This is a genomic window from Amycolatopsis sp. A133, assembly GCF_031082405.1.
In the GTDB taxonomy this organism is placed as follows: Bacteria; Actinomycetota; Actinomycetes; order Mycobacteriales; family Pseudonocardiaceae; genus Amycolatopsis.
Window position 1 is genome coordinate 400,092 of sequence record NZ_JAVHJU010000004.1, and the last position, 24,447, is coordinate 424,538.

Sequence of the window (24,447 nt, forward strand, 5' to 3'; positions counted from 1 at the left end):
GGTCGTGAGTGGTAAGGAGGGTTCTAACCCTCCTTACCACTCACGACGGGGGTGCCTTCACCCCACCAGCGACGAACCCCGGGGATAGCCGTCCCACTGGGCGGTGGTCACCGGGCGGGCCGTCGAGCCGTTGTTGCCCACCACGCCGCCGTCCGGGACCCGCCAGCGGTGGTCGTCGAGCACGAACGCGAACCCGCGGTCCGGGGCCTCCACCGCCTCCGCGCCCGATCTCAGCCGGGCCGTCAGCGGGAGCGTCGCCAGCGCCGGCGGTGCCTTGTCGAGGACCTCGCCCGCCAGCGCCACCGCCACCGCGCGCCGGTCGACCCGGACCCGTGCGCCCGCGCGGACCAGGTCCATCGTCCGTTCCGGGGACGGCGCCGCCACGCCGTCGAACGTCGCCGCCAGCCGGCCGGGGCTCTCGCAGGCGCGGCTGCCCAGCAGGTCGAGCCCGAAGTGGCGCAGGTCGGTCGGGGCGCCGGCCCCGCCCAGCGAGGTCGCGCGCACGACGTCGAACGGCACCCGGTCGCACGGGTCGGCCGACGACAGCGGCGCGTGCCCGTCCGCCCGGCGCACCAGCCCCGGCCCTTCCCGCCACGGCCCGGGGATCAGCACGGGCCGGAACGGGTGCTCGGTGAAGTCGGCCGTCCAGAACGTCAGCGTCGTCCCGCCGTCGGTCTCGTGCGCGACGACGAACGCGGCGAGCGCCCCCACCCACATCAGGTCCGCGCTGAACCCGTCGACGATCGAGCGGGCGCGCGGCGCCGAGGTCGACGCCACCGGCACGAACCCGCCGACGTCCAGGCCCTGCACCCCGGACCCGAACGCCGGGTCGCGCGAGCGGAGCAGGAACTGCCCCGCGCCGTTCCAGCCCGCGGCGCGGCCCGTGGTGTCGGTGAACATGAGGTAGAACCAGCCGTCGAGGTAGACCACCGACGGCTGGCCGGCGCCGTAGACGTTGCCGCGGTGCACGTCGTGCGACGGCCCGAGGATCGGCCGCCCGCCCGCCGCGCGGGTCCAGTGGATCCCGTCGGTGCTGGTCGCGAGCCCGATCGAATTGCCGAGCGCGTGGTCACCCGCGGCGCCGGTGTAGTAGAGGTAGTAGGTCGAGCCGACGCGCAGCACCGACGGGTCGCAGGTGTGCATGCCGTCGAACTGCCCGGGCGCCCCGGAGAACACGGCGGCCGGGATGCCGCCACCCGGTCCGGTGAACGGCCCGTCCATCGACTGGGCCTGGGCGTAGAGGATGTCGTCCCCGGCGGGCCCGGCGCCGCCGTACTGGCTGCACCACCACATCCGCGTCTGCCCGCGATCGAGCATCACCGACGGTCCGTAGTTGTAAACGGCATCGGCCCCACCGGCGGCGATGACACCACCGCTGCGCCGGGGATCACCCGAAGGAAGTTCGACGTCGGCGGGCCGCGGCGGCGCGGCGGTCTTCCCGCCCGCGATCGCCGGCTGTTCCCCGGCGGCCTGCGGCTGGGCGTAACCCTCGGTGCAACCCGCGAGCAACAGCCCCGCCAGCACGCTGGCGAGCAAGGCACGAGCGGGTCGCCGACCCCCACGACGATACGGGTGCACGACATCGGAGTGTAGCGAGCGGCTTCACCCGTCCGAGCGGCCGCGCTCCTGTTCGACGGTCCTTCGATCGCGTGCAAGGTCGGGATCCTCCGCACCACTCACAGAAGCGTCGGCAGACGACGCATGGGACAACGTCCTCGGACGGCAATACCGCACACAATCAATGGATTGTTATCCAACGGCAATTATTCCACCAAGCCAAGTCGGCGCAATCGATCCATGCCTCTTCGCCCGGGCTTCTCCCGATGACTCGCGGGGTGTAACAGACCCCGGATTCCGAGCGACTCCCTGACCGCTTCGTTCATTACTGCTTGCGGCGGCCGGAATCGGGCGATTCGTCCCGACACACTCCCGATCCCGACCCGCCGGTGAACCCGTATCGAAGGAATGTTTTCCGATCAATTGCCGTCGTCGCCGTTTCCGCCGCCACCTCGCATCGCGGATCACCTCCGCCGAGACATGGACGGTCCGGACGGCCGGGCGCACTTCCGAAATCGTCGGTCGAAGATCAGCCGGCCCGGTCAGGAGAGGAGCACAGGGTGGTCTCAGCCCGGAAAACCGAGTGCGGAGAGCCGGGTGCGCAGGTCGGCGAGCACGGACCGGTGGCCGGATTGCCCGGCAGCGCCGTCCGTCGTCTCCTTGAGCCAGCGCTCGACCAATCGGACCAGCGCGTCGGCTTGGGCCAGGTCCTCCGCCGGGCTCTCCGCGACCCCGTGTTCCACGGCCTGCACCAGGACCGGCGCAGCCCTCAGCGCGAACATGCAGTTGTCCAGTGCGGGCCGGAGGCGGCGCGGCTCGTAAAGCGGATCCGCCAGTACCCGGTGCACCCAGGTGTGCGCCCGTCGCACCCACTGTCCGGCCTCGACGTCCTCACCGCGGTCCGTCAGCAAGGAGGCGAGACCGGAAGCGGCGTCGGCGGCGAGATAACAGCTGCGGGCCAGTGGCCGGATGTCGCGATCCTGGTTGTACAACCGGGTCCGGGCCGGGATGACGGATGTCGTGAACAAATGCAGGGCGGCGCGGAGGTCCTCGGCACTGTCCTTGTTGGCCCCGAGGAAAGCCGCATAGTTGTGCAACTGGAAGCTGAGCCCGCCGTACTCGCCGTCCGCTGCGAACAGATCGACCTCGACCGCCTTCGCGAAGGCCGCCCAGTACCGGCGCAGGGACGCGCCGGCTTCGGGACGATCCACGCCGGCCGACCGCAATGCGTTGAGTTCGATGCAGGCCACGGCCAGGAGATCGGCGAGCAATCCGGGGTCGATCCGGTCCGCGGCGCCCGCTTCCAGGCAGGCATCGGCAGCGGCCATCACCGCCGCCGCGGATTCCGGCGTGGAGCGCCCGGCGTGCCGCTCGGCGCCGGCCCGCTGCACCACCAACCGCAACCGGGTGTCCACCACCACCGGGTCCTCGGGGTCGAAGACCTGATCGAGCAGCGCGGACAGACTCGTGACCAGGCCGGCGAACTGCGGTCCGGCCAGCCAGGCGGAGGGCGCCAGCAGGCCCATCTGCCGGATGATGCCCATCGCCGCCAGTACGAACGCCCGCCGGGCGAGCAGCGGCACCGCGGCCAGCTCGGCCGGCCGGGGCAGCCGGAACGGCACCGCCATGGCGTCGGCCAGTGCGTCCCCGAACTCGTCCGGCCGTGGCAGGGAAGCCCGCCCGTACGCCCACGTCTCGACCAGCTCACGGACGATCCCCGAACCGGGGACCATGGCACAGACCAGCTCTTGCCCCGGGACGCGTTCGGTCACCCAGAGGTGGGCGACGCCGTCGCGGGTACCCATTTCCACGAACAACCCGATGAGCTGGTCGACCATCCGGTCGCCGACCCCGGCGGCCGAGCCCGCGGGTTCGCCGGTGGTGTTCTCCGGCAGGATGCCGCTGAGGTTGAGCCGGGCGGCCGCGATCCCGTCGAGGAAGTCCAGATCCTTCGGGTGGGTGACCGGGTCCAAGGTGCGCCCGGCGGGGGCGGCGCCGATCTCGCACCGGGCCCTCGGCTGGTCCGAAAGCCCCGGTGCCAGCGGAAACTGCGGCGCCGAAAGCGACGCGCGCTGGATCACCCGCGCGGTGAGCGCCGCGGACACCAGCGCAGGTTGCGACCGGTAGACCTCCACCGCGGTCGCCGCCCACGCGGCGATCCACTGCACCGGCGCGAGGTCACCGCCGTCCGCGGCGCGCAGCATGCCCAGCGCAGTCCGGATGGCGTCGGCCACCGGGGCGAGAAGGACGTTCGTCGCGGTGAGCACGATTGCGGCCTTGGTGTCGGGGCCGAAGCGGTTGATCGTCGCGGCGACGATCTCGTTGGGCAGCGCCCCGCGGTCCCCGGGTAACACCGCGCGATCGTGGACGAACCACTCGCCGTCGTGCGCCTCGCTCCGCAGCCGGGCCGCGGCGGCCCTGGTCGGCAGCGGAGCACCGCGCGCGATCTCCGAGACGGTGATCGCGGTGAAGTCGCAGACCCAGGTCAGCGGGCGGAACGGGTTGTGCTCGGACGGAACGCCGAACAGGGGCGCGACCTTGCGGGCCAAGCGGGCGGGCACCAGCTCCGAACGCTTCTCGACCAGCTGGGGCACCACCGCGGGCAGCAACACCATCCTGCACTCCACCTCCGCTGGGCCAATGGTGTCACAGCCGCTCGAAAAGCCGGTGCTCCAGCCGCCCCCAAGTCGATCAATCACAGTTCAGCCACGTCCTGGCATATAATTCTCTGTTAGTGTAGGAAGCTCTGCATGGTTGCGACCTCGTCCCCCATTCGGTCCTCCGAATCCACCCCCGAACTGACCACCGAGGTGGTCCGTGCGGTCTTCGCCGAGCTGGGCGAAGTACGGGACCAGCTGCACGCGAGCCACCGGGTCTCCCGGTGCGACCTGTGCGTTGCACTGCGTGAACTGCGGTACGGCCCGCCGGCGCCCGGCAGGTCGGGCCACCACGGGCTGGTGCTGTCCGGCGACTGCGTGTGCCGGGATCTTCTGGCCGACGTCCTGCACGTCGTCACCACCTACCTGACGGAGCACGGCGCCACGATCAGCAATCCGCCCGGCGCAGCCCGCATCCACGTGCGCAAACGCGTGCACGACGTGTTGCGGACCTACCGCTGCGCGCACGGTGCCCAGGCCAAGCCCAAGCAGGCACGCGGCAACCGCTACGGACGGGCGATGCCCGACGAGGAGCACCGTGCGGTGTTCGGGCACTTGGTCGACGAGGCGGGTTACTCCGCTCCGCTGCCCGGGGGCGGTTACCTCGTGCAGCGGCTGGCCGAGCGGTGCGCGGCCGAATTCGGCAAGCCGGTGCCCTACTACCTCGAACGGCTGCCCGCGATGTTGAGCACCATCCAGCGCGTGTGCCGGGGCGGCGCGCGGGTCAACGTCGGCACCAAGGCCGCGCCGGAGTACGTGACCTGGTACGACGCCTACATCGACCGACCGCTGGGACGCAGACCGGACACGGCGACCACCTCCCTGTCCGCCGACGACGCTTCCCGGTGGGGCCGCGACCACGTCGCCGACCCGAGCGCCCAGTCCGCCTTCACCGCCGTGGAGGCCGCCGGCCTCGACCCGAACCCCGACTCGACCGTCGTCGACACGGTGGTGAACCTGCTCGCCGAGTCGTCCCCGGCCGCCTGGGCGGGCGTCCTGCGATCGGCGCTCCTGGGCTTGGCCGACCGCGGCTTCCTGTCCCGGCGCCGCGCGGAGTCGCTGCTGTCCGACCCTCGGGGAATGGACGACGTGATGTCTCGTGTCCGGACGATCCTCGAGGTGCGGGGCGAAGGGGTGAACCGTGGCTGACGCGCACACGACCCGGGAGGACGCGGGCCGGCTGGCCGGGCGGATCCGGGAAGACCCGGATCAGGTCGACCCGGCGGTGGCGGCCGGAACGGGGATCGGGCTCCTCCACGAACTCGATGCCGGCACCGACCTCGAGCCCCTGCACCTCGCCACCGGCCTGATCGGGTTCGCCGTGCGGGCCGCGCCCGATCACCCCTCGGCTTCGGAGTGGTGGGGCGAGCTGGGCTTCGCGCACGGCTGGATCGCCGAGGAGACCGGCTCCGTCCCGGAATTCGAGAAGGCCATCGCGTGCACGCTCACCGCCACCTCGGCGCCGGCGGCGCCGCCCGAGATCGCCGAGCACGCCGCGGTGGAGACCGCCTACCTGACCGGCGCTCTGCTGCGCTCGGAAGCCGTCACCGCCGAACGGGCGCGGCAGCTGATCGAGGCGGTCGAAGGGATTCCGCTGTCCTGGGCGCAGGAAGTGGATGCCACGCGCTTCGACTTCGCGCGCGCATGGGCGCTGCGCTGGGCCTACCCGTTGACCGAGGACAGCGGGGACCTCCGGCGCGCCGTGGACATCCTGCGCCGGGCGCTGGCCACGCCGAAGCCGCCCGAGGTGGAGCAGGATTGCATCGGCGAGCGGGAACTCCTCGCCATGCTGCTCCGGCAGCTGTACCTCGACAGCGGCGACCACGCGCTGCTGGAAGAGGCACTGGCCGCCGCGGAGAAGGTGCGCGCACTGCTGCCGGCGAACCACGAGGGACTGCCCGACGCTCACGGCGTCGTGGCGGAGCTGGCCGAAGAGATCTTCTGGAACACCGATGGCGAGGCGAGCGCGGTCCTGGAAACCGCGGTCACCGCATACGCGGCGAAGCGCACCGCGCTCGGACTGGACGACGACGAGACCGTCTCGTACGCGGTGCTGCTCCAGGTGCGCGGCTGCACGGCCGAGGACGTTCCGGCATTGACCGCCGCCGTCGAAGTGCTGGAGACGCCTGAACGGGCACCGGGGGCGGAGGTGGTGCTCGCAGGCCTGCACGAGCTGCTCGTCGGCCACGTCGGCCCTCGGCACGCCTGGCCGGCCATCGACTGGGCGACCCGCGCGCTGGCCCGGCCCGATCCCGGGCCCGAGGTCGTTCTGCCTCTGCACGGCTGCCGGATCGCCGGGCTCGAGGTCGCGCTGAAGGCGTTCGGCGGCAACGAGGTCGCGGCCCGGTACGACGTCGACACCATCGTCGCCGAAGCCCTGGCGGAAGCGAAGGCCGGTGAGGACGCCGCCCGGGCGGAGCTGGAGCTGCAGATCGCCCAATTCCGCGGCCTGTGGACGGCCGACCGGTTCCCGCTCGACGTGAACCTGCTGCAAGCCACCTCCGTCGAGATGGCCGATGCCGTGCACCGCATGCGCGGTCACGCGGACGCGGACGCGCAGCCCAAACTCGACAACGTCGCCACACTTCTCGAAGACATGGTCCCGGTGCTGATGGGCGACCGGGACCCGAAGCCGCTCCACACCGCGCTCCAGGACGTGAGCCTGCAGGGCATGGATGACGCGGACGGGCTGCTGAAGTGGCTGGATCAGCTCACCGAGCTGCAGGCGATGGTCGACAACGGGCAACCGGTGGCAGCTCGGCTCCAGGAGCTGGTGGCGGACACCGCCGCACTGGCACCGGAGATGGAGACCAGCGCCATCGTTCCCTTCATGGGAGCCATCGCCGAGACCGCCGGCCTCGTGGAAAACGGCGACGCCACCGCACGGTCCGCCGGTTACCGGAAAGTCATCCGGATGTGCGACGAACTGCCGGAGCACCTGGCCTCGAGCCCGTTCGTCCGGCGCATCCGCGGCTCGCTGGCCGCCCAGCTGACCGTCGGGGGCCATGACGGTCAGCTGGGCGACCAGGCGGAGTCCGCCATCGATGATCTGGAACGCGCGCTGGAACGCTCCGGCACGAGCTGGGACACCATCCAGCTCACCGAACAGCTCGGCCAGCTCCTCCGCCGGCGCGCCGGCCCGGGGGACGTGGCCCGCAGCAGGCAGCTGGCCCGGGACGTGCTGACCGAGCACACCTGGCACACGCTGGTCCGGTCGCACCGGGAGGACGACCGGACCGCACTGCGGTTCACCCGGCTGGCGAGCGACTGGTGCCGGGAAGACGGCGCCCTCGACGACCTCGTCCGGATCGTCGAGGCCGAGCGGGGAGCGGCGCTGGCCCGCGGTGCCGGGACCGAACTGGTCCGCAGTCACCTGGTGGGTACCGGCCGCGCCGGACTCGCCGAAGAGTGGGTGACGGCGAGCAGCACCGGCGATGTCTGGGACCAGCGTCGCCTGGACCTGCACTCCCGGCTGTCCGATGAGGACAAGCGGAGCCTGGCCCGGCCATGGGGACCGGAAGAAATCCGGCTCGCGCTGAACGAATCCGGCCTGGACGCGCTCGGGTACCTCGTACCCCGGCAACCCACGCTCGGCGGCACGCTGGTGGTCGTCCCGGCTCGCGGCCCGGTCAGCTGCCGCCGCCTGCCCCTGCTGAGCGGGCAATGGTTCGCGTCCGCCGCGGCGGACGCCGTGGGCGGGTGGGCGTGGCTCGCCGCCGGCGCGGCCGTGCTGGCCGCCGCCGAAGCCGCGAGGCCCCCCGGGCCGGCCGGGGTCCCGCGCGTCGCACTGGTACCGGTCGGCCTCGCGGGCCGGGTGCCCTGGGCCGCAGCCTGGCGCGAGACGGAATCCGGTCGCAGATACCTGGTCGAGGACGTCGAAATCACCGGTGTCCCGTCCGCACGCTTGCTCGCCCCGGCACGCGCGGCGGACGGGGAACCGGTGTTCTTGCCAGGTGACGCGGACCACCTGTCCCGATCGGACTACGACGAAGCCCTCGAACCGTCGAGCGCACTGCTGGTCGAGGGCACGCGCACGGTGGTGCGTGCGGTGTGGCCGACCGCCGACGACTCGGTGCTTTTCCCGCTGTTCCGGCATTTCCTCCGCATGGCGCCGACGAACCCCGCGGGCGCTCTGCGCCGGGCGCAGCTGTGGATGCTCGACCCGGCGCGGTTGCCGCAACCGGGGCTGTCCGTGAGTCACCTCGAAAACCCGGCCGACATCACGAACTGGGGTGGATTCGCGTGCCTCGGGCGATGACGGGCAGCCGTCCGTCAAACCGGACTGTGGAGTGGAACACCGAGGAGCTCGAGTGGATCGCGGCCGCGACGGCCACGGCCGCGCTGGTGGTGCTGGGCGGCGCGAGAGCGGTCGCCGGGATCAGGTTCCGCCGGGACCGGACCCTGATCGCGGATGCATTGGAGCGCATGTGCGCTTCGGTGTCGGAGCCGGCCGTCCGGCCACGGCTCCGGAGCCTGGGTCGCGACGTGGTCGAGGTGCTGGTGTCGCAGGACGACACCGCACTGTCCCTGCGCGCGAAAGCGCCCCTCGTCGAGGACAGCACCGCCGGCCCGGCGCTGCTGATCACCGCGGACGCGGTGACGACGACGGTCGAACCGATGCGCCGGGAGCGGCCGGACGACAGCGTGTGGGAGGAGGCCGGCGTGGCTCCGAGCGTGGCTGAGCACCCCCAGCTCCGCGAGATCACCGGGCAGCTGGGCCGCAGCACCTCCCGGCTGATCGCGATGGGACGGCGGGTTCTCGACGAAGGCGAGCGGTTCGGGCTCCCGGAAGGCGAGGCGAAAGGATCTCTCGCGGCGGCGCTCGAACGGGCGCAGGAAGCCGTGCGCGACGCCGAACTGATGGCCGGGAACGGCCGGTTGCTCGCCGCGCTCGCCGCGCTGACGGAGCTGGCCGTTCCCGTACCGGAATCGGGTTTCCCCGGCCAGGCGGTGGCGGACGAGCTGCGCCTGCAGGTGAACGCGCTGGCCCGGCTGGGGATCCGGCACCACGCGGCCTTGGCGCAGTTCCGGGACGCCCGGATCCGGGAGGAGCGGCGATGACCGAGCGCGGTCCGGACGAGGCGTACAGCAAGCGCGACCGGCGTGCCGACCGGCAGCGTGGCCGCCGGGACGGCAAGCTGCGCATTCCGGCGTACAACGACGTGCTCGCCATGGCTTCCGGCGAAGGTGTGATCACCACGCCCTACCCGAAGCACTTGCAGAGCATCGCCGTGGGCGAGATGGCCCAGGAGCTGGCGGAGTTCGCGCGGCGCAGGAAGCCGCGCCTGGAGATCCGCGAAGTCCTGCGCCGTCAGTACGCCACCACGAAGCAGGACCTCGATCGCGCCTCCGACGGTGTCACCGGCGCGGAGGCCCCGCTCACGGAGGAGGAACTGCTGCCGCGCAGCCGCGCCGAAGTCCGACCGGATCAAGCGGTGGTGCTGCGCAGCCGGCGGGAAGCCGCCCGGGCGAGGCGGATCGTCGCCGCGCACGGCGGGGAAGCCGCACTGCACCAGAAGCTGGGCGAACTGGACGGCCGGATCGCCGAGGCCGAGGAGGCCGTCCGCGCCGACTTCGTGCTCGCTCAGACCATGGCCAAGCAGATCGGCGCCCGCAGCGCCATGCGGGTCAGCGCCTACTGGGAGCACCTGGTGCTGGCGCACGCGGAGGGCACGTACCTGGCCCCGATGATCAGGTACATCAGCCAGGTCCTGCCCTCGTGGGTGTTCGAACCCGCGGACGGCGACCCGGAGCTGCTCGGGCAGGGGGACTACGAACTGCACTACGTCATCGAGCGTCTACGCCCGGAGGCGCGCGCACCGGAATCCGCACCCGGCACCGAGCCGGAGAAATACGAGCAACCCGCATGAGGCTGAGAAAACCCCGGTCGGAACGCATTCCGCGGGCGATCACCCGACGGCTACGGGACCTGCACAAGCGGCCGCTGCCGGAAATCCCGGACGCCCAGCTGCTCGCGGACGTCGGCCGGAAGGTGGGTTCGCTCGGCCAGGACGGCGACGCGAGGCCGTACCTCAACGCCTACATCCAGGCGCACAAGGCGAAGTGGCTGCTGCAGCTCACGGCGAGCCACAACGAACTCGTGGACGAAATCCGGGCGCTCGCCGCCGAGGCCGAGGCACTCGTCGAATACCGGCGGATCCTCTGCCAGGACCAGCGGGACATCATGGACGACCTCGACGCCGCGGTCTCCCACGCCCTGGAGCGGGTGACCGACCCGGACGCCCCCTACCACGAGCCGATCCGCTTGAGCGAGCGCCGCGGAGGGAAACGATGACCGAGCCGATGCGTCCGGTGCGGGTCCTGTCCCAGCGCCGGCGGGTGATCCGCGGCGATGCCTCGCTGATCGTCGGCCTGCCGCCGACCACCGGCCTGCAGTACCTCGTGCTGCTGGCCGCGGCAGCCGTCGACGTCGTCGCGTTCAACCAGGTGCTCACGCAGGCGCTCGACGAATACGAGTGGGCGTTGTGGGGATTCGTCGGCGGGTTCACCGTCGTGTGCCTCGCGCTTTCGCACACGGCGGGCAAGAACTGGAAGGAAGCTTCGGTCCAGAGGCACGCACCCAACGCGAACCGCATCGCCACGGTGTGCGCCGGGGTGTGGCTGGCACTGGGGCTGGCGGCCTTCGCCTTCCGGTTGTTCTACGCCGTGCCGGTCAACGGCACCACCGCGGAGTACGACGACCCGGCGCAGGCGCCGGCGGCCGACGTCCCCCTGCAGGCCAACCTCCTGCCCGCGATCTTGTTCCTCGTGCTCTACCTGGGCACGGGTGTTCTGTCCGGTGCCGGTGCCTACAAGCTGCACAACCCGGCGGCCCGGCAGTGGGCGCGGGCGGTGGCCAAGCGTTCCCGCGCAGCCGCCCGCTTGGCCGACCTCGAAGCCGGGCTCCTGGCGGCCGAACGGTTCGCCGACCAGGTCACGGCCATGCGAAAGCGGGCCGACGACGACCGGGAGCTGTATCTGGCCCTGCCGGACAGTTCGACAGCGAAGGTCGTCGCCGACACCGACCTGAAGCTGCTCGGCCGCGGGCCGGCCGAAGACGAAACCGGGTCCGAAGAGGACGACGAGAACGACGAGAACAGGAAGGACCAAGAATGACTTTTCTCCGGTCCCGCGGTCGCTGCGGACGTCTGTGGCGTGCCGCCGCGGCGACGGCCACCGCCGCGGTCCTGCTGACCGCATGCGACGAGAAAACCCCGGAGGCCGCCCAGGGCAACGGCGCCGAGGCGCAGCAGGGTGACTGCGTGGCCGCTCCGGACAAGCCGGTCAGCCTCGTGGTGGGCGGCCGCATGGGCAGCCAGCGGCCGGTCATTCCCAGGGAAGTGAAGGACTTGCTCTCCGGCGCGGTGGTGAACCAGCAGGCCGTCCAGGTGTTCCGGGTCGACGGGGAACCCTCGCGCGTGGTCAAGGTCTCCCCCGCCATCGACGGCAAGAACGAGGCCCGGCGCAAGCAGCAGATCGAGGCCGCCGTCCAGCAGGTCACCACGGCTGTCGCCGGCGTCGTCCCGAAGAAGCCCGAGGCGGACGCTCTGTCCGCGCTGTCCCAGGCGGCCAAGCTGACCGGCGAAGGCGGCACGGTCGTGCTGATCGACTCCGGGCTTTCCACCGCCGGTGCCGTCTCCTTCCTGAACGACGGGATGTTCGACGCCGACCCCGGGGAGGTCGCGAACTTCCTGGCCGGCAAGCAGCTTCTGCCCGAGCTCAAGGACAAGACGGTGCTGCTCGTCGGGACCGGTCTCACCGCCGAGCCACAGCCCGCGCTCGACGACAACCTCCAGAAGCGGGTCACCGCTCTGTGGAAGACCGTCGTGGACAAAGCGGGGGCCAAGTGCTCCACCCTGGTGGAAGTGCCCAGCAAACGGGAGGAGGTCAAGGCCGACCAGCCGGTTTCCCAGGTCAAGCTGCCCGCCCCGGTGACCTTCCAGCCCTGCGGTACGACCGTCCTGCGCGACAGCGGACCGGTCGGCTTCCGGCCGAACGAAGCGAAACTGCGTGACGAGAAGGCTGCGCAGAGCACCCTGCAGGCGCTGGTGTCCCAGCTGACCGGCGGATCGCAGAAGGTGAACCTGGTCGGCAACACCGCCACCTACGGCTCGCCGCAGGACAGCGTGACGCTTTCCGGGCAACGGGCCGAGACGGTGAAGGCGCTGCTGGTCCGGGCGGGCATCGCCGCCGACCGCATCAGCACCGTCGGTGACGGCCAGACCGGGAAGTACCACGAGCCCGACGTCGGCCCGGGCGGGACGCTGGACCCGGCCAAGGCCGCCCGGAACCGGTCCGTGGTGGTCGAGCTGTCGTGCGCCCGGTGAAACCCGAGGTGACGGCCGGGTGACGACACCGGATGGCGCCCCGCCCACGGAGCTCGATCCGGGGCGGGGCGCGGCGCCGCCGCCGGACGGACCACCCACGGAGCTCGACCCCGGACGGGCGCCGCTCGACCGCGGCGCGCCGACCGAGGTCGAGCCCGGCCGTGCCCGGCCGCGCGGCGCTTCACCGGGGCTGCCGCCCGGGCTGGCCGCCCGGTTCAAGGTCGAGCTCGACATCACCGGGTCCGGCAACCAGGCCGACGTCTACCACGTGATCCGGCGGTCGGACAACGCGCAGCGAGTGCTGAAGGTGCACCGCCCCGGCTGGCGCCCGGTGGACGAGGTCGTCGGATTCCTCAGCGGTCCATGCCCCGCCCACGTCGTCGGCTACGAGGAAACCGGCGTGGACGAGGACCGCTTCTACGAGGTCATGGCCCACCTGACCGGCGGCACTCTGCTCGACATGCGCGATCGGCACCCTTCCGGGGTCGCTCCGGACGTCCTCACGGAGATCGTCCGCCAGCTCGCGTCGGGTCTCGTCGAAACCCACGCGGCGGGCATCGTGCACCGCGATGTCAAGCCCGCGAACCTGCTCGTCGCCGAACGCGAGCCGCTCACGGTCGGGATCGCCGACTTCGGCATCGCCGTCCACGTGCCCGCGGGCGAGTATTGGACGGACGAAAACCGGGTCGGCACCGTGCCCTACACCCCGCCCGAGTTCCTGAGCGGCCAGGTGCGCCCGGTCTTCGACTGGTGGTCCTTGGGCATCTGCGTGCTGGAACTCGCCACGGGGCAAGAGCTGTTCGCCGGGATCGAGGAGCGGAACATCATCCGCGGCCGGCTCGTCGCCCGCCCCCTCGACACCAGCCCGGTCGCCGACGAAGGTCTCCGCCTGCTCTGTGACGGTCTGCTGACCATCGACCCCGACGAGCGCTGGGGTGCCGGGCAGGTCACCGCCTGGCTGCGCGGCGAACGGCCGGAAGTCAGCAGGGCCGCGGTTCCCGACGCCGAGGCCGCCCGAGCGGCGGAGCCCTACGTGTTCGCCGGACACGAGTACTGGGACCGCCGGAGCCTGGCCGCCGACCTGATCAACGACTGGCAGCTGTCCCTGTCGATCCTGTGCGGCGACGACCACGGGCCGCGGAACCGTCTGCTCGCGTGGCTGGCGACGTTCCCCGACAACGGCGTCCGCGTTCCGGCGCCCGCCCGCCGCGCGCCCGCCGACGTCCGCCTGCTGCACGTCATCCGGGCGGTGGACCCGACTTTCCCGCCCTGGTACCGCCGGTGGAACATCACGCCCGGCCACCTCGCCCTGCTGGCCCAGGAGGGGTACGAGGGGACCATCCCGAGCACGGACATCGTCACGGAGCTGTGGGAGCACGACCTGTTCCGCCTGCTCGCCATCGGCGGCGCCACCGAACACGGCCGAAGCGGTGCCGGGCTCGCGGAGGTACGCGCCGCTTGGCCGCAGGCACAGGCGGATCTGGCCGTGCAGGCGGGCGTCGTCGGAGACGCCGGAGCGCGGCGAGCTGCCGAGCTCTTCCTCCGCGAAGAACGGGGCCGGGCGCTTTCCCTGGCGCTGCTCGCGGCGACGGCCAGCGCCGAGAACAAGCGGGAGATCCGGCGCACGCTCGACGAGCAAGCGCGTACTTTCCGCCTGGACTGGTTTTCCCGGCTGATCGCCGAACCGGACCACCACGGGATCGCGATGGCCCTCGTGTCCTATGCGGAAGCCGAATCGGCACGCCTGGCCGACGAAGCTCTCGCGCAGCGGACGCACGAGGACTGGCTACGCCGCACCGAAGGTCTGCGTGACTGGTCTCGACGGCAGAACCGCCCGCAGGCCCTCAGTTACGCCGCGGCCGGGGTCGCCGCCATCGCCGCCGTCCTGTTCGCGCTCGTCGGGCTCAGCGACGTGGCCGGCTTCGCCTCCGACATCCAGATCATCGATTCTTGGGTCGGCCTGGTCGCCGCACTCCTGCTCGGCCTCGTGTCGGAAAGCGTCCTGGCGTGGGACAGCGGCGGGCGGTTCCACCCCGCCTACTCGCTGCTCGGCGCGGGGCGGGTCGCCGTGGGCAGGCTGGCCCGGAGCCTCATCGCCCGCCGGGTCGCCGGCCCGGTCGCCCTGGCGGTCGTGCTGGGGCTGATCGCCCTCACCGTCTTCGCGCCCGCCGTCATGCCGTTCGCCGTGGCCTTTTCCCTGCTGCCGTGGACGGTCCAGCGGTCCTTGGCGTGGCGGGACCAAGACCGCCGCGAGCGGGAGATCCTGGCTCGCCCGCGAAACGACCGTCCGTCATCCCATCCCTGAGGAGGTAGCCATGAGTTCTGGAACCGTGGCCGTAGCGCCCGTCGGTCTGCCCATCGTCGCGGCGGGAGCCATCGTGGTCGCGGGAGCGCTCGCGGTGACCGCCGGTGCGGTGCTGCTGGCCCGGGCGGTCAACAGCGCCGCCGAAAGCGGGGTCCGCGCGCTCGGCGAATCGGGCGCCCGGCTCGAGGCCGAAATCGCCGCGATCGAAGCGGCGGAAGCGGCGGGTCAGTGGCGCCGGCGCGCGATGGCCGATGTCGTGGCGGTGAACGCCCGGCTCCGCTTGGTCCGCGAACGCGCCAAGAAGGCCGGCGTCGCTCTGCCCGTCCCTCGCCCGCTAACCCTCTCCGCCGAGGTCAGTGCGGCCCGCGCGGTCCAGTGGGTGTCCGAAACGGAGTACGAGATCGCCCGGCTCCACAAAGAACTGGACGCGGCCGCGCCGCCGCTGCGCGTCACCATCACCGCGAAGACCAGCCGGGCGAGCGGCGACATCTCGGCCGAGCTGGATCGCCTCCGCCGGGTGGCCACCGAACGGCACACCAAGCGGCCGGCCGCCGTGGCCGCCGCGTCGATCACCGAAGTGATCGGCCTGCTCGACCCGGACGCCACCACGCAGGAACGTGACGAAATGCTGGCCGAAGCCGCGGCCATCGTCGGGCGCACCGAGCAATCGGTGTACCTCAGCAGCCTGCGGTCCAAGATCGTCGCGACCCTCAACCCGCGCATCGAACGGCGCCGGCTGGCCGCCACCTGGGTGTCGGCGCTGGAGGACGGACCGCTCGCCGAGGTCGTCGCCGGCATCGACCCGCCGGCCCCGCTGCGCCGGACCGCCGCCGCGCTGCGTGAGGTCGTCACGGGCGCTCACGACCTGACCCCCGAGCTACGGTCGGAAGGCGTCCGCCTGATGGCGTGGGCCGGGGGCGTGGCCGACCGCGCGTTCATGCGAGACCTGGTCCGCAAGTGCCTGACCGAGGCCGGGCAAGAGGTGCTGGAAACGTTCGAAGGGGACGGGTTCACCGGTCTGCGGTTCGCCCGCCCCGAGTGGGGGGACGAGCACTCCACCGTCGTCCGGGTGCGCGACGGCAACATCATCGAGCACCACCTCGAAGCCGCCCACGCTCCCACCAGCGACAACAAAAAGCTGATCGGCGAAGAACGCTGTGCTGCCGCGAACGCGGGCATCCAGGCCGTCGCCGAAGCGGCCGCCGCTGCCGGAGTGCGGGTGCAGCTGACGGAATCCGCACCCCAGGTGTCCGGCCACGAGGCTCCGGCCGCGGAATACGGCACGGACACCCCGATCCACCGGTACCGGGACGGCCGATGACGACCGAATCCGTAGTGCAGCAGCAACGCCGGGTCCCGGCCTTCGCCGGCGAAATCGCCGGCACGCTGGCGGTGCACTCGCAGTACGTGCTGCACGGCAACATCCGCGACTCCTTCCTGGTCAAGGACGGCGGCGCGCTGCAGATCATGCCGATGGTCCCCCTGCTGTGGCACGTGCTGCGCCCGGCCGGGTTCGACGCGCTCGTCACCTACGACACCGTCGCCGGTGTCGGCGTCCACCCGGCCACGAACGAGGCGCACCGGGCCGTGGAACAGGTGCTGGGCTCCACCGTGCTGGGCAGGCGCCCGTCCCCGGAACGCTTGCGCGTGCACCTGACCAAGGTGGTCGGGGCGGCCGAGCAGCCACCACCGGAAAGCGACAGCACGCGCCCGGCCGCGGGCGTGCAGGCCGCCTGTGCGGGGCGCCCGCCCGCCCGGCTGGCCTTCGTGGTCGACCACGCGTCCCGGCTCGTCCGCTCCCCCACCCAGCTCGACCCGGCCGAGCGCGACCAGTTCCTGTTCTTCCAGAAACTCGCGCTCACCGCGCCCCAGTACGAATACCCGGACCGGCCGCGCGCCCTGCACAACCCGGTCATCTGGCTGGTGGAGGGCGAACGGGACCTGCCGGTCTGGTTCACCGCGGGGATCGAGGCGATCCGCACGGTGGCCGCCCCGATGCCCACCCTCGACGACCGTCAGGAGATGGCCCGGCTGCTGATCCCCCTGCTGCCCGAGGCTGCGGAGCCGGAGCCCGGCCGTCTCCCGCCCGACGAGGAGTTCGCCGGCCTCACCGAGGGCATGACCCTCGACTCCCTGCTCAAGATCACCCGGCTGGCGGCGGACCGCGGGCTGGGCGTCGACCGCATCGCCGACGCCACGCGGATCTTCAAGCTCGGGATCGACGACAACCTGTGGCGGCGGACCAGCGTCCGCGAACAGATCACCAAGGGGCAGCAGGTGATCGCCGAGCGGGTGCTCGGTCAGGACCGCGCGGTGGGCAAGACCCTGGACATCCTCAAGCGCGCGGCACTCGGCCTGTCCGGCGCCCAGGCCCGCACTTCGGGTCACCGGCCTCGCGGCGTGCTGTTCTTCGCGGGCCCCACCGGCGTCGGCAAGACCGAGCTGGCCAAGCAGGTCGCCGAACTGCTTTTCGGCGACGCACAGGCCTACCTGCGGTTCGACATGAGCGAATTCTCCGCCGAGCAGGCCGCCGATCGGCTGATCGGCGCACCCCCCGGCTACGTCGGCTTCGAAGCGGGCGGCGAACTGACCGGTGCGGTGCGCCGACGGCCGTTCCAGGTGGTCCTGTTCGACGAGATCGAGAAAGCGCACCCGCTGGTGCTGGACAAGTTCCTGCAGATCCTCGAGGACGGCAGGCTCACCGACGGCCAGGGGGTGACCACCTACTTCTCCGAATGCGTGCTGGTGTTCACCTCCAACCTCGGGATCATGAAAACGGAGGGAGGAACGACCTATCGCCTGGTCGAGCCGGGTGCCCCCTATTCGGTCCTGGAGGAAAGCGTCCGCAGGGAGATCCGGAGCCACTTCACCACCGCGCTCAAACGGCCGGAGCTGCTCAACCGCTTCGGCGACAACATCGTCGTCTTCGACTACATCAACCCGCAGGTGGCCATGCAGATCTTCGAGCTGCAGCTGGGCAACGTCGCCACCAAGGTGCGCGCCGAGCTGGGTGTCCGGCTGGAGCTGGCGCCCGCCGTGCACGCGGACCTGGCCCGGCTGTGTTCCTCGGACCAGGACAACGGCGGCCGCGGTGTCGGCAACCTGCTCGAGAGCAACTTGGTGAATCCGCTCGCCAGGACGCTGTTCGACGAGAACGCGGGACAGGGTGATCTGGTCGAGGTCCTCGAACTGCACCCCGGCGACAAGGACGAAGGGCCCAGCCTGATCGCCCGGATCATCCCGGGTGGTGCCTGATGAGCCGGGTCTGCTCGGTGGACAGCTCCGAAGTGTTCGACGACGACAAGTCCCTGTGCCCCCGGCACATGTGTCCCCTCGTGGAGGCCGCCGACCGGGAACCGCCGGCGCCGGCGCCCGGACCGGCGCCCGCCGGGGTGCCCGATCGCGCGGGCGTGCCCGGCCCGGCCGCCGGCCAACGGACAGCGTGGAGCCGCGACCACTGCTGGTACTGCGGGCACGAGGCAGCCGCCGGCAACACCCGGTGCACGAGGATGTCGTGCGGCCGCCCGCTGACCCCACCCGCCCTGCACATCAGGTTCGCCGGCGGGGAAATCGAGCTGCGCGAAGGGGAGCGGGTCCAGCTCGGCAGGCTGGGTGACTGCCAACGCGTGTTCCAGGAGTACCCGAACGTCTCCCGCGCCCACGCCGTCGTGCGGGTCGACCCGGACGGAACCGCATGGGTCGAGCCGCTCACCACCCCGAACGGAACCTTCCTCAACGACGTCGAGATCCAGCCCGCGCTGAGCAGGCGATTGGCGTCCGGCGACCGGATCCGGCTCGCCCGCACCGCCGAGGGCTCGATCACCCTCTACGAACGCTAGCCCGGGGAGTACCAGCAGTGACCCATCCGCCGCAGAACCCGCCACCGGTGTGGGCGTCGCGACGCCGCCGGCCGCCCGCACCCCCGGAACCGCGGTTGCCGCACCCGATCGTGGAGCCACGTACCTCCGCGGCGGAGCTCATCGCCGAAGCGCGGGAACGTGGCGAGGCCGACGCGCGCAACCACGTGCGCGACGGCTGGTCGTTCACCGATCCGTTCACGCCCGGTCAGGACGCCGAGGCAGGCCACGAAGACTACGTCGAGGTCCTGCGCCAGCGTTGCTCCGCCGCGATCGCCTCGGCGCGGGAACGGCACCTCGCGGTATTGGAAGGAACCAGGACGGTGCGCAGACGACGGGAACGCGCGGCGCAGGAGATGGCGGACGCGCAGCGGATGATGAGCCGGCTGGCGGGGCGCGAAGCCTGGCTTCGGGAACCCGACCTCGACCGGCCACCGAGCGCCGGGAACTCGGAGCCCGCGGCGGAGGTGGCGGAGGACGACCCGGTGTGGGAGGGCGAAACCACCGCTCTCGGGCTCCGCTGGCGAATACTCATCCTGGCCGGGCTCGTCGCCACCCTCAGCCCGTTGCACTACCTGGTCTTCCACCACTTCCTCGACGGGGTGCTGCCCGCGGCGGCGAGCTGGGCACTGGGACTCTCGTCGGCCGTGCTCATGGTGCTCGGACCGCACGTGACCGCGTTCATGCTCCGCTCGTCCCGCGCCACCGGCAGCGATCGCGCGCTCCGGCCGGCGGCCGCGGTGCTGGCCATCGCCTGGGCCACGATGGCGGCGCTGCTGGGCATGGTCGCGGCGGCCGTCGTGGGTGTCGACCACGTGCGGCTGGCCTCGCTCGACATCACCGGGACGACGCTGGTGGCGATGCTGATCGCCGGGTTGCTCGTCGGCGGGTCCGTCTCGTTCATGATCGGACTGGCCCGCCGGCACCCGTTCCAGGAGGCCTACGCACAGAGCCGGCGCCGGTGCGAGGAAGCGGACGCGGAGCTGCAGGCGCTGGTCCCGCGGCTCGACCCCGGTTTCGCGGACTTCGACGTGGTGGCTCCGGAGAACGGCGACCGCCAGCCCGAGACCCTGATCGAGGCGATCCAGGCCGCCTACCGCGCGGCGGAACACGCCTACTTCGACGCCTTGTCGGCCACGATGGGCGATCCGAGCTTCACCGAAGCCGTCGAGCACCGGCTGAGCCTGGCTCGCCGGGAGGAAACGCCATGAGTGCAAAATTGCGGATCAGCCGGTCCCACTACCCCGTGCACGCCCTGGGCCCGGGAGAGCGGCTTGCCGTGTGGGTGCAGGGCTGCACCCTTTCCTGCAAGGGGTGCATGTCGCGGGACACCTGGCCGGCCGACGGCGGTGTGGAAGTGCCGATCGCCGAGCTGGCCGCGCTGTGGCGGTCCGCGGTCGACCGTGGTGCCGAAGGGTTGACGGTCAGCGGCGGCGAACCGCTGCAGCAAGCGGAAGGCCTGGCCGCCTTCCTCACCGCCGCGGACGAGGTGCGTCGCGACGCGGGCCGGGAGCTCGACTTCCTGCTCTACACCGGTTATGACGAGGGCGAGCTGGACGAGGCCCGCTGGGCCGCGGCCGGCCAAGCCGACGTCGTGGTCTTCGGCCGGTTCGACATCACGGAACCGACCGAGCTGGTGTGGCGGGGATCGGCGAACCAGCGGATGGTCCCGAGGACCGAACTGGGCAGGCGCCGCTACGCCGGCTTCATCGACCACGCACCCGCCGAAGGACCGCTCCAGCTGGAGATGCGGGACGGCGATCCCTGGATCATCGGCACGCCCCGCCCGGGCGTGCTGCGTTACCTCGACCGGTCGCTGAAGGGACTCGGGCTGCAGGTCACCGACGTCACCTGGCGCCCCTGAGCGGTCCGTTCCGGTGTCACACCGGTCTATTGCGGGTGCTCGAGGTGGTTCACCCGCCTCGCGGGTGGTCACTTTTCATCAAAGCGTTCCCGCTCCATCGAATTCGCGGGGACCGGCTCCTAGCTTCGCTTTCACCGAAGCATTTGTGACCCACAGGAGCCCTTCCCATGGCCGAGAACGACTTCGTCCGTACGGACCCCGAGCACGTCCGGCAGCTGGCGAGCCGGGGCGAGCTGGCCGACCACGCGGCCGCTGCCCGCGGCGACGCCCGCCGCTGCTTGCGGGCATCCGTGTTCGAGATCGCCCAGCCCGTCGTGTTCCGCAACCTCACCCGGAGGCTGGAACTCAACCGCGGCCACTACCGCTGCGCCAGGGCGGTCCAGCACCTCGACGACCCGTGCCTGGACCGGTTCCACGACGACATGGAAGCCGTTGTCGACGACGTGTTCCGGAACGCCCGGATCCCGATCGCCTCCCTGGAGGGCTGGATCCGCCGACGGCTCGTCCACGCCACGGTGGACGGCTACCGGCGACGGCGCAGCGAGCGCGGGGCCCTCCAGCGACCGCGGGTGCCCCGCTGGCTGGCCGCGGAGCTGGGCGGCGACCCCGTTCTGCTGGCACTCGCCGTCGACATCCTGGACTTCGTCGGAACCGACTCCGTGCCGAGCGCCGGTATCTGGCCCGTGGACCACTGGGCCGAAAACCGCGTGGCCCGCGGTGCGCCGCCGTCGACGGCCCGCCGGGCCGTCGAACACGAGACTGCCCTTGTGCTGTCGGCCATGCGCCGCCGGCCCCGGTGGTACGAGAACTACGTGGAACGGCCGTTGGGCTTCAAACGGCCGCCTTCCGTGCCGGTGCCACGCTTCGCGCCGGAGGACGGCACCGACCCGCTCGGCGAACCGGCGTTCCGCCAGGAGGAACCCGACGCACGTCTGGAGCGTGCGGTCGTCGCGGTGGCGGCGATCGAAGGCCGGATCGCGGGCGGCGAACCACCGGAAGCCGTGGTCGTGGACGTGGTGTCGTCCGTGTTCCACGACGAGCCGTGGTCCGCCGGGCCCGCGGCGGTCGACCGCATCCTCGCCGCACTGGTCGCGCGGTGAGGCGCTGCCCGTCGTCCGTCAAAGGAGAGCAGACCGGACGAGGGAGGCCACAGTGACCACCGGAGCGGGCGACGCGGCGAGCCTGGAAGCCGTCAGGCGGTGCCGGGCCGTCTTGGACGCGATGGCAGCAGGCACAACGGAGTCGTACGACCTGGCCGGCTTCCGGACCGATCTGGAAACCCTGCCCGCCGGTCACCCCCGGCGGGGCGAACTCGCGGCCACGATGATCACCCTGCTGACCGGTGGTGGCGGAGCGCCGCCGACGAGTGCCATGGCCGACATCGGGCCGCTGCTGGACATGGTGGACAGTGCGCCACCGCACTTGCTCGCCTGGCCGCGGGCGCGGGCGTCGGCCCGCGCCTTCCAGCTGGTGCACGACACCCAGGAACGGCGGGCCACCGCCGCCTCGGCCGTCGCCGAGCTCGACGAGCTCGCGGCCCGGCACGGCGATTTCCTACCGACGCTGAACGCCATCGAAACCGCGCGCAAGGGGATCAAGTTCGACGTCGCTTTCCAGCGCGGTGACGACAGCAGCAAACTCGGCATCATCGCCCAGATGGGGCAGCTGCTCGACCGGATCGGTGACGTGCCGCAAGCCGGCCCCATGCGGGAGATGCAAGCCGCGTTGCACGATCTTCTCGACGCACAGCAGAACAGCGACTGGGCCGCGGTGTCAGGCCTTCTCGACCGGCTGCGCGCCTCCTCGGCCGCGGCGGGGTTGGACCCGGCCGAGTTCGCGATGCCGGCGGACGGTGAAGCGATGCTCAAGCTCCTGTCCGACGCGGAGTCCGGGTCGGCGGAGCTCACCACCGAGGAGATCCTCCGGCGGCATGCCGGTGAGGGCAGCGGGCCGGCCGGCAAGATCACTGCCGCATCGATTCTCACGCGCGGGTGGCGGGAAACCGACTTGAAGCGCATCGAGCTCGCCATCGAGCTGCTGCGGCAGGCCGCCGCCGAACCCGGTCCCATGCAGGACATCGCGCGAAACGGGATCGCCGTCCACCTGTGGCGGCGGGCGGAGGTCCTGGGCACGCTCGAGGGTCTCGACGAGGCACAGGAGGTGCTCGAGGATCTCATCCGGGACCTGCGCGACCGCGGTGGTCCGGGGAGTCCGTTGTGGTCGGACGTCCACGAGCTGCTCGGGCACATCAAGCAGCGGGTGGGTGACCAGCAGGGGTCGGGCGACGTGAGCTTCGAAGCCATGTACCGATTCGCGCACAAGGCCTTGATGGAGTCGGATCCGGCGATCGCCCGGGAGGGCCTGCGCGAAGCCGCTGCGCTCGGGATGCAGATCGCCCGGCACCGGGTGCAGGTCGAGGACTTCCGGGGTGCACTCGACGCGCTGGACGCCGGTCGCGGCCTGATGCTGTTCGCCGAGGTGGAAATGCTCGACCTCGTACCCAGGCTGCGGGCGGCCGGACGTGACGACCTGGTACGCCGGTGGGAGGAGGAAGGTCCGGCGTCTCCCGGCTTGCGCACCGAGGCCATCGACGTGCTGGTGAACGCCGCGGGTGGCGTCGACAAGCTGCTGAAGAAGTCGTCTCCGGCGGACATCCGCGCCGCCTTGCGCACCGTCGACGCGGACGCACTGGTCTACCTGGTGCCTGCCGACCAGCAGCAACCCGGGCTGGCGTTGGTGGTACCCCGCGAAGGGCAGCTGGCCTACCTGCCGCTGTCCTACCTCGATGTGGAGCGGGGCGCCGGGGCCGGGGAGGACTACCTGAGCGCCCTGTCACACCTGTCGCGCGAGCTGTCCCCCGCCGTCCAAGCGCCCTTCACCGATCGCTTGGACGACCTCTGCGACTGGGCTTGGCGGGTGGCCATCGGTCCCCTCTTGGAGCGCTACTTCGCACGGGATGCAGCGAAGCGCGGCCGGGTGCCGCGCATCGTGCTCGTCCCGATGGCGAAGCTGGCGGACATTCCCTGGCAAGCCGCACGGAATCGCGAAGGCACGTATGCCCTGGAGCTGGCGGCCTTCTCCCTGGCGGTGTCGGCGCGCGAGTTCTGCGCGAACGCCGCACGGCCTCCGGTCCGGCTGACTTCGACCGGCCTCGTCGTCGGTGACCCGGACACCGCCGGGTCCGCGCGAGACCTGCCCGCCGCGCGGCTCGAAGCGTTCGAGATCCACAAGGCCTTCCTGCGCGCGGCCAAGTACGTGGGACGCCGTCCGACCGGATCGGTGAGCCCGTCCGGAGCGGGCACGGCCGGCCAGGTGCGATCGTGGCTGGCGGCCGGCGGCCCCCATGCGGGCGCGGTGCTGCACCTCGCCTGCCACGGCCAGTTCAGCTCCAGGAAGCGAGCCGCGAAGGCGTGCCTGGTGCTGGCACCCGATTCCGCGGGTGCACCAGGTGAGCTGGGCGCGGACGAGATCGTGCGGCTGCTGCACAGCACGCCGGACCGGCAGATCGGTCTCGTCGTGATGGCCGCGTGCCACACCGCGCGCTCCATCCACGGGTACGACGAGGCGTACAGCCTCGGCACGGCCTTCCTGGCCGGCGGCGTCCGCACGGTGCTTTCCACGCAGTGGGCGGTTCCGGACGAAGCCACCTCGATGCTGATGTACCTGTTCCACCACTACCTGCGCACGGAGAAGCTGCCCCCCTGGCAGGCGTTGCGGGCAGCCCAGCTCTGCCTGATCCGGCCGGACACCCCCATGCCCGAGGCCATGCCCGCCCACCTGCGCGAACTCGCCGCCGACCGCGAACACACGGGGGTCGTCGGCTGGGCCGGATTCGTCCACGCCGGCCACTGACCGAACTCCCGTTCAGAGAAAGAGACCC

General features: G+C 71.6%; 17 protein-coding genes. 15 read left to right on the top strand and 2 right to left on the bottom strand.

Annotated elements, in window-relative coordinates:
- Window positions 1–57: 57 nt before the first annotated feature.
- Window positions 58–1,536 (bottom strand): beta-xylosidase, encoded by a 1,479-nt coding sequence (locus tag Q5425_RS06065; RefSeq protein ID WP_308671093.1) that lies wholly within the window; start codon window positions 1,534–1,536, stop codon window positions 58–60.
- Window positions 1,537–2,123: 587 nt separating this feature from the next.
- Window positions 2,124–4,172 carry a hypothetical protein gene (locus Q5425_RS06070; RefSeq protein ID WP_308671094.1) on the bottom strand — a complete coding sequence of 683 codons (2,049 nt, stop codon included), beginning with the start codon at window positions 4,170–4,172 and terminating at the stop codon, window positions 2,124–2,126.
- Between the two features lie 135 nt (window positions 4,173–4,307).
- Here Q5425_RS06070 and Q5425_RS06075 point away from each other — a divergent pair, with 135 nt between their 5' ends.
- The 15 genes from Q5425_RS06075 to Q5425_RS06145 all read left to right on the top strand — a co-directional run bounded on the left by Q5425_RS06075 (window position 4,308) and on the right by Q5425_RS06145 (window position 24,419).
- The gene (locus Q5425_RS06075; RefSeq protein ID WP_308671095.1) at window positions 4,308–5,363 is read left to right on the top strand and encodes a hypothetical protein; all 1,056 of its coding nucleotides are present in this window, start codon (window positions 4,308–4,310) and stop codon (window positions 5,361–5,363) included.
- Window positions 5,356–8,472 carry a CHAT domain-containing protein gene (locus Q5425_RS06080; RefSeq protein WP_308671096.1) on the top strand — a complete coding sequence of 1,039 codons (3,117 nt, stop codon included), beginning with the start codon at window positions 5,356–5,358 and terminating at the stop codon, window positions 8,470–8,472. The genes Q5425_RS06075 and Q5425_RS06080 overlap by 8 nt, the downstream gene beginning before the upstream one ends.
- On the top strand, window positions 8,469–9,275 hold the full coding sequence (locus tag Q5425_RS06085; RefSeq protein WP_308671097.1) for a hypothetical protein: 807 nt from the start codon (window positions 8,469–8,471) through the stop codon (window positions 9,273–9,275). The genes Q5425_RS06080 and Q5425_RS06085 overlap by 4 nt, the downstream gene beginning before the upstream one ends.
- Window positions 9,272–10,084, top strand: coding sequence for a hypothetical protein (locus Q5425_RS06090; RefSeq protein ID WP_308671098.1), 813 nt, complete (start codon window positions 9,272–9,274; stop codon window positions 10,082–10,084). Before Q5425_RS06085 ends, Q5425_RS06090 begins: the two co-directional genes overlap by 4 nt.
- Window positions 10,081–10,509, top strand: a complete 429-nt coding sequence (locus tag Q5425_RS06095) for a hypothetical protein (RefSeq protein ID WP_308671099.1) — start codon at window positions 10,081–10,083, stop codon at window positions 10,507–10,509. Before Q5425_RS06090 ends, Q5425_RS06095 begins: the two co-directional genes overlap by 4 nt.
- Window positions 10,506–11,330 carry a hypothetical protein gene (locus Q5425_RS06100; RefSeq protein WP_308671100.1) on the top strand — a complete coding sequence of 275 codons (825 nt, stop codon included), beginning with the start codon at window positions 10,506–10,508 and terminating at the stop codon, window positions 11,328–11,330. The genes Q5425_RS06095 and Q5425_RS06100 overlap by 4 nt, the downstream gene beginning before the upstream one ends.
- The gene (locus Q5425_RS06105; protein WP_308671101.1) at window positions 11,327–12,541 is read left to right on the top strand and encodes an OmpA family protein; all 1,215 of its coding nucleotides are present in this window, start codon (window positions 11,327–11,329) and stop codon (window positions 12,539–12,541) included. The genes Q5425_RS06100 and Q5425_RS06105 overlap by 4 nt, the downstream gene beginning before the upstream one ends.
- A 19-nt stretch (window positions 12,542–12,560) precedes the next feature.
- Window positions 12,561–14,846 carry a protein kinase domain-containing protein gene (locus Q5425_RS06110; RefSeq protein WP_308671102.1) on the top strand — a complete coding sequence of 762 codons (2,286 nt, stop codon included), beginning with the start codon at window positions 12,561–12,563 and terminating at the stop codon, window positions 14,844–14,846.
- A 10-nt stretch (window positions 14,847–14,856) separates the two neighbouring features.
- Complete coding sequence (locus Q5425_RS06115) at window positions 14,857–16,167, top strand: hypothetical protein (RefSeq protein WP_308671103.1); 1,311 nt, start codon at window positions 14,857–14,859, stop codon at window positions 16,165–16,167.
- Complete coding sequence (locus Q5425_RS06120; RefSeq protein ID WP_308671104.1) at window positions 16,164–18,101, top strand: AAA family ATPase; 1,938 nt, start codon at window positions 16,164–16,166, stop codon at window positions 18,099–18,101. The genes Q5425_RS06115 and Q5425_RS06120 overlap by 4 nt, the downstream gene beginning before the upstream one ends.
- A complete protein-coding gene (locus Q5425_RS06125; RefSeq protein ID WP_308671105.1) occupies window positions 18,101–18,685 on the top strand; it encodes an FHA domain-containing protein in 585 nt (194 codons plus the stop codon). Before Q5425_RS06120 ends, Q5425_RS06125 begins: the two co-directional genes overlap by 1 nt.
- Before the next feature lie 17 nt (window positions 18,686–18,702).
- On the top strand, window positions 18,703–19,914 hold the full coding sequence (locus Q5425_RS06130; RefSeq protein ID WP_308671106.1) for a hypothetical protein: 1,212 nt from the start codon (window positions 18,703–18,705) through the stop codon (window positions 19,912–19,914).
- Window positions 19,911–20,567: a 4Fe-4S single cluster domain-containing protein gene (locus Q5425_RS06135; protein ID WP_308671107.1), complete on the top strand. Its 657-nt coding sequence runs from the start codon at window positions 19,911–19,913 to the stop codon at window positions 20,565–20,567. Before Q5425_RS06130 ends, Q5425_RS06135 begins: the two co-directional genes overlap by 4 nt.
- A 167-nt stretch (window positions 20,568–20,734) precedes the next feature.
- Window positions 20,735–21,667 (top strand): hypothetical protein, encoded by a 933-nt coding sequence (locus Q5425_RS06140; protein ID WP_308671108.1) that lies wholly within the window; start codon window positions 20,735–20,737, stop codon window positions 21,665–21,667.
- Between the two features lie 52 nt (window positions 21,668–21,719).
- Window positions 21,720–24,419 (top strand): CHAT domain-containing protein, encoded by a 2,700-nt coding sequence (locus tag Q5425_RS06145; RefSeq protein WP_308671109.1) that lies wholly within the window; start codon window positions 21,720–21,722, stop codon window positions 24,417–24,419.
- Window positions 24,420–24,447 lie beyond the last annotated feature (28 nt).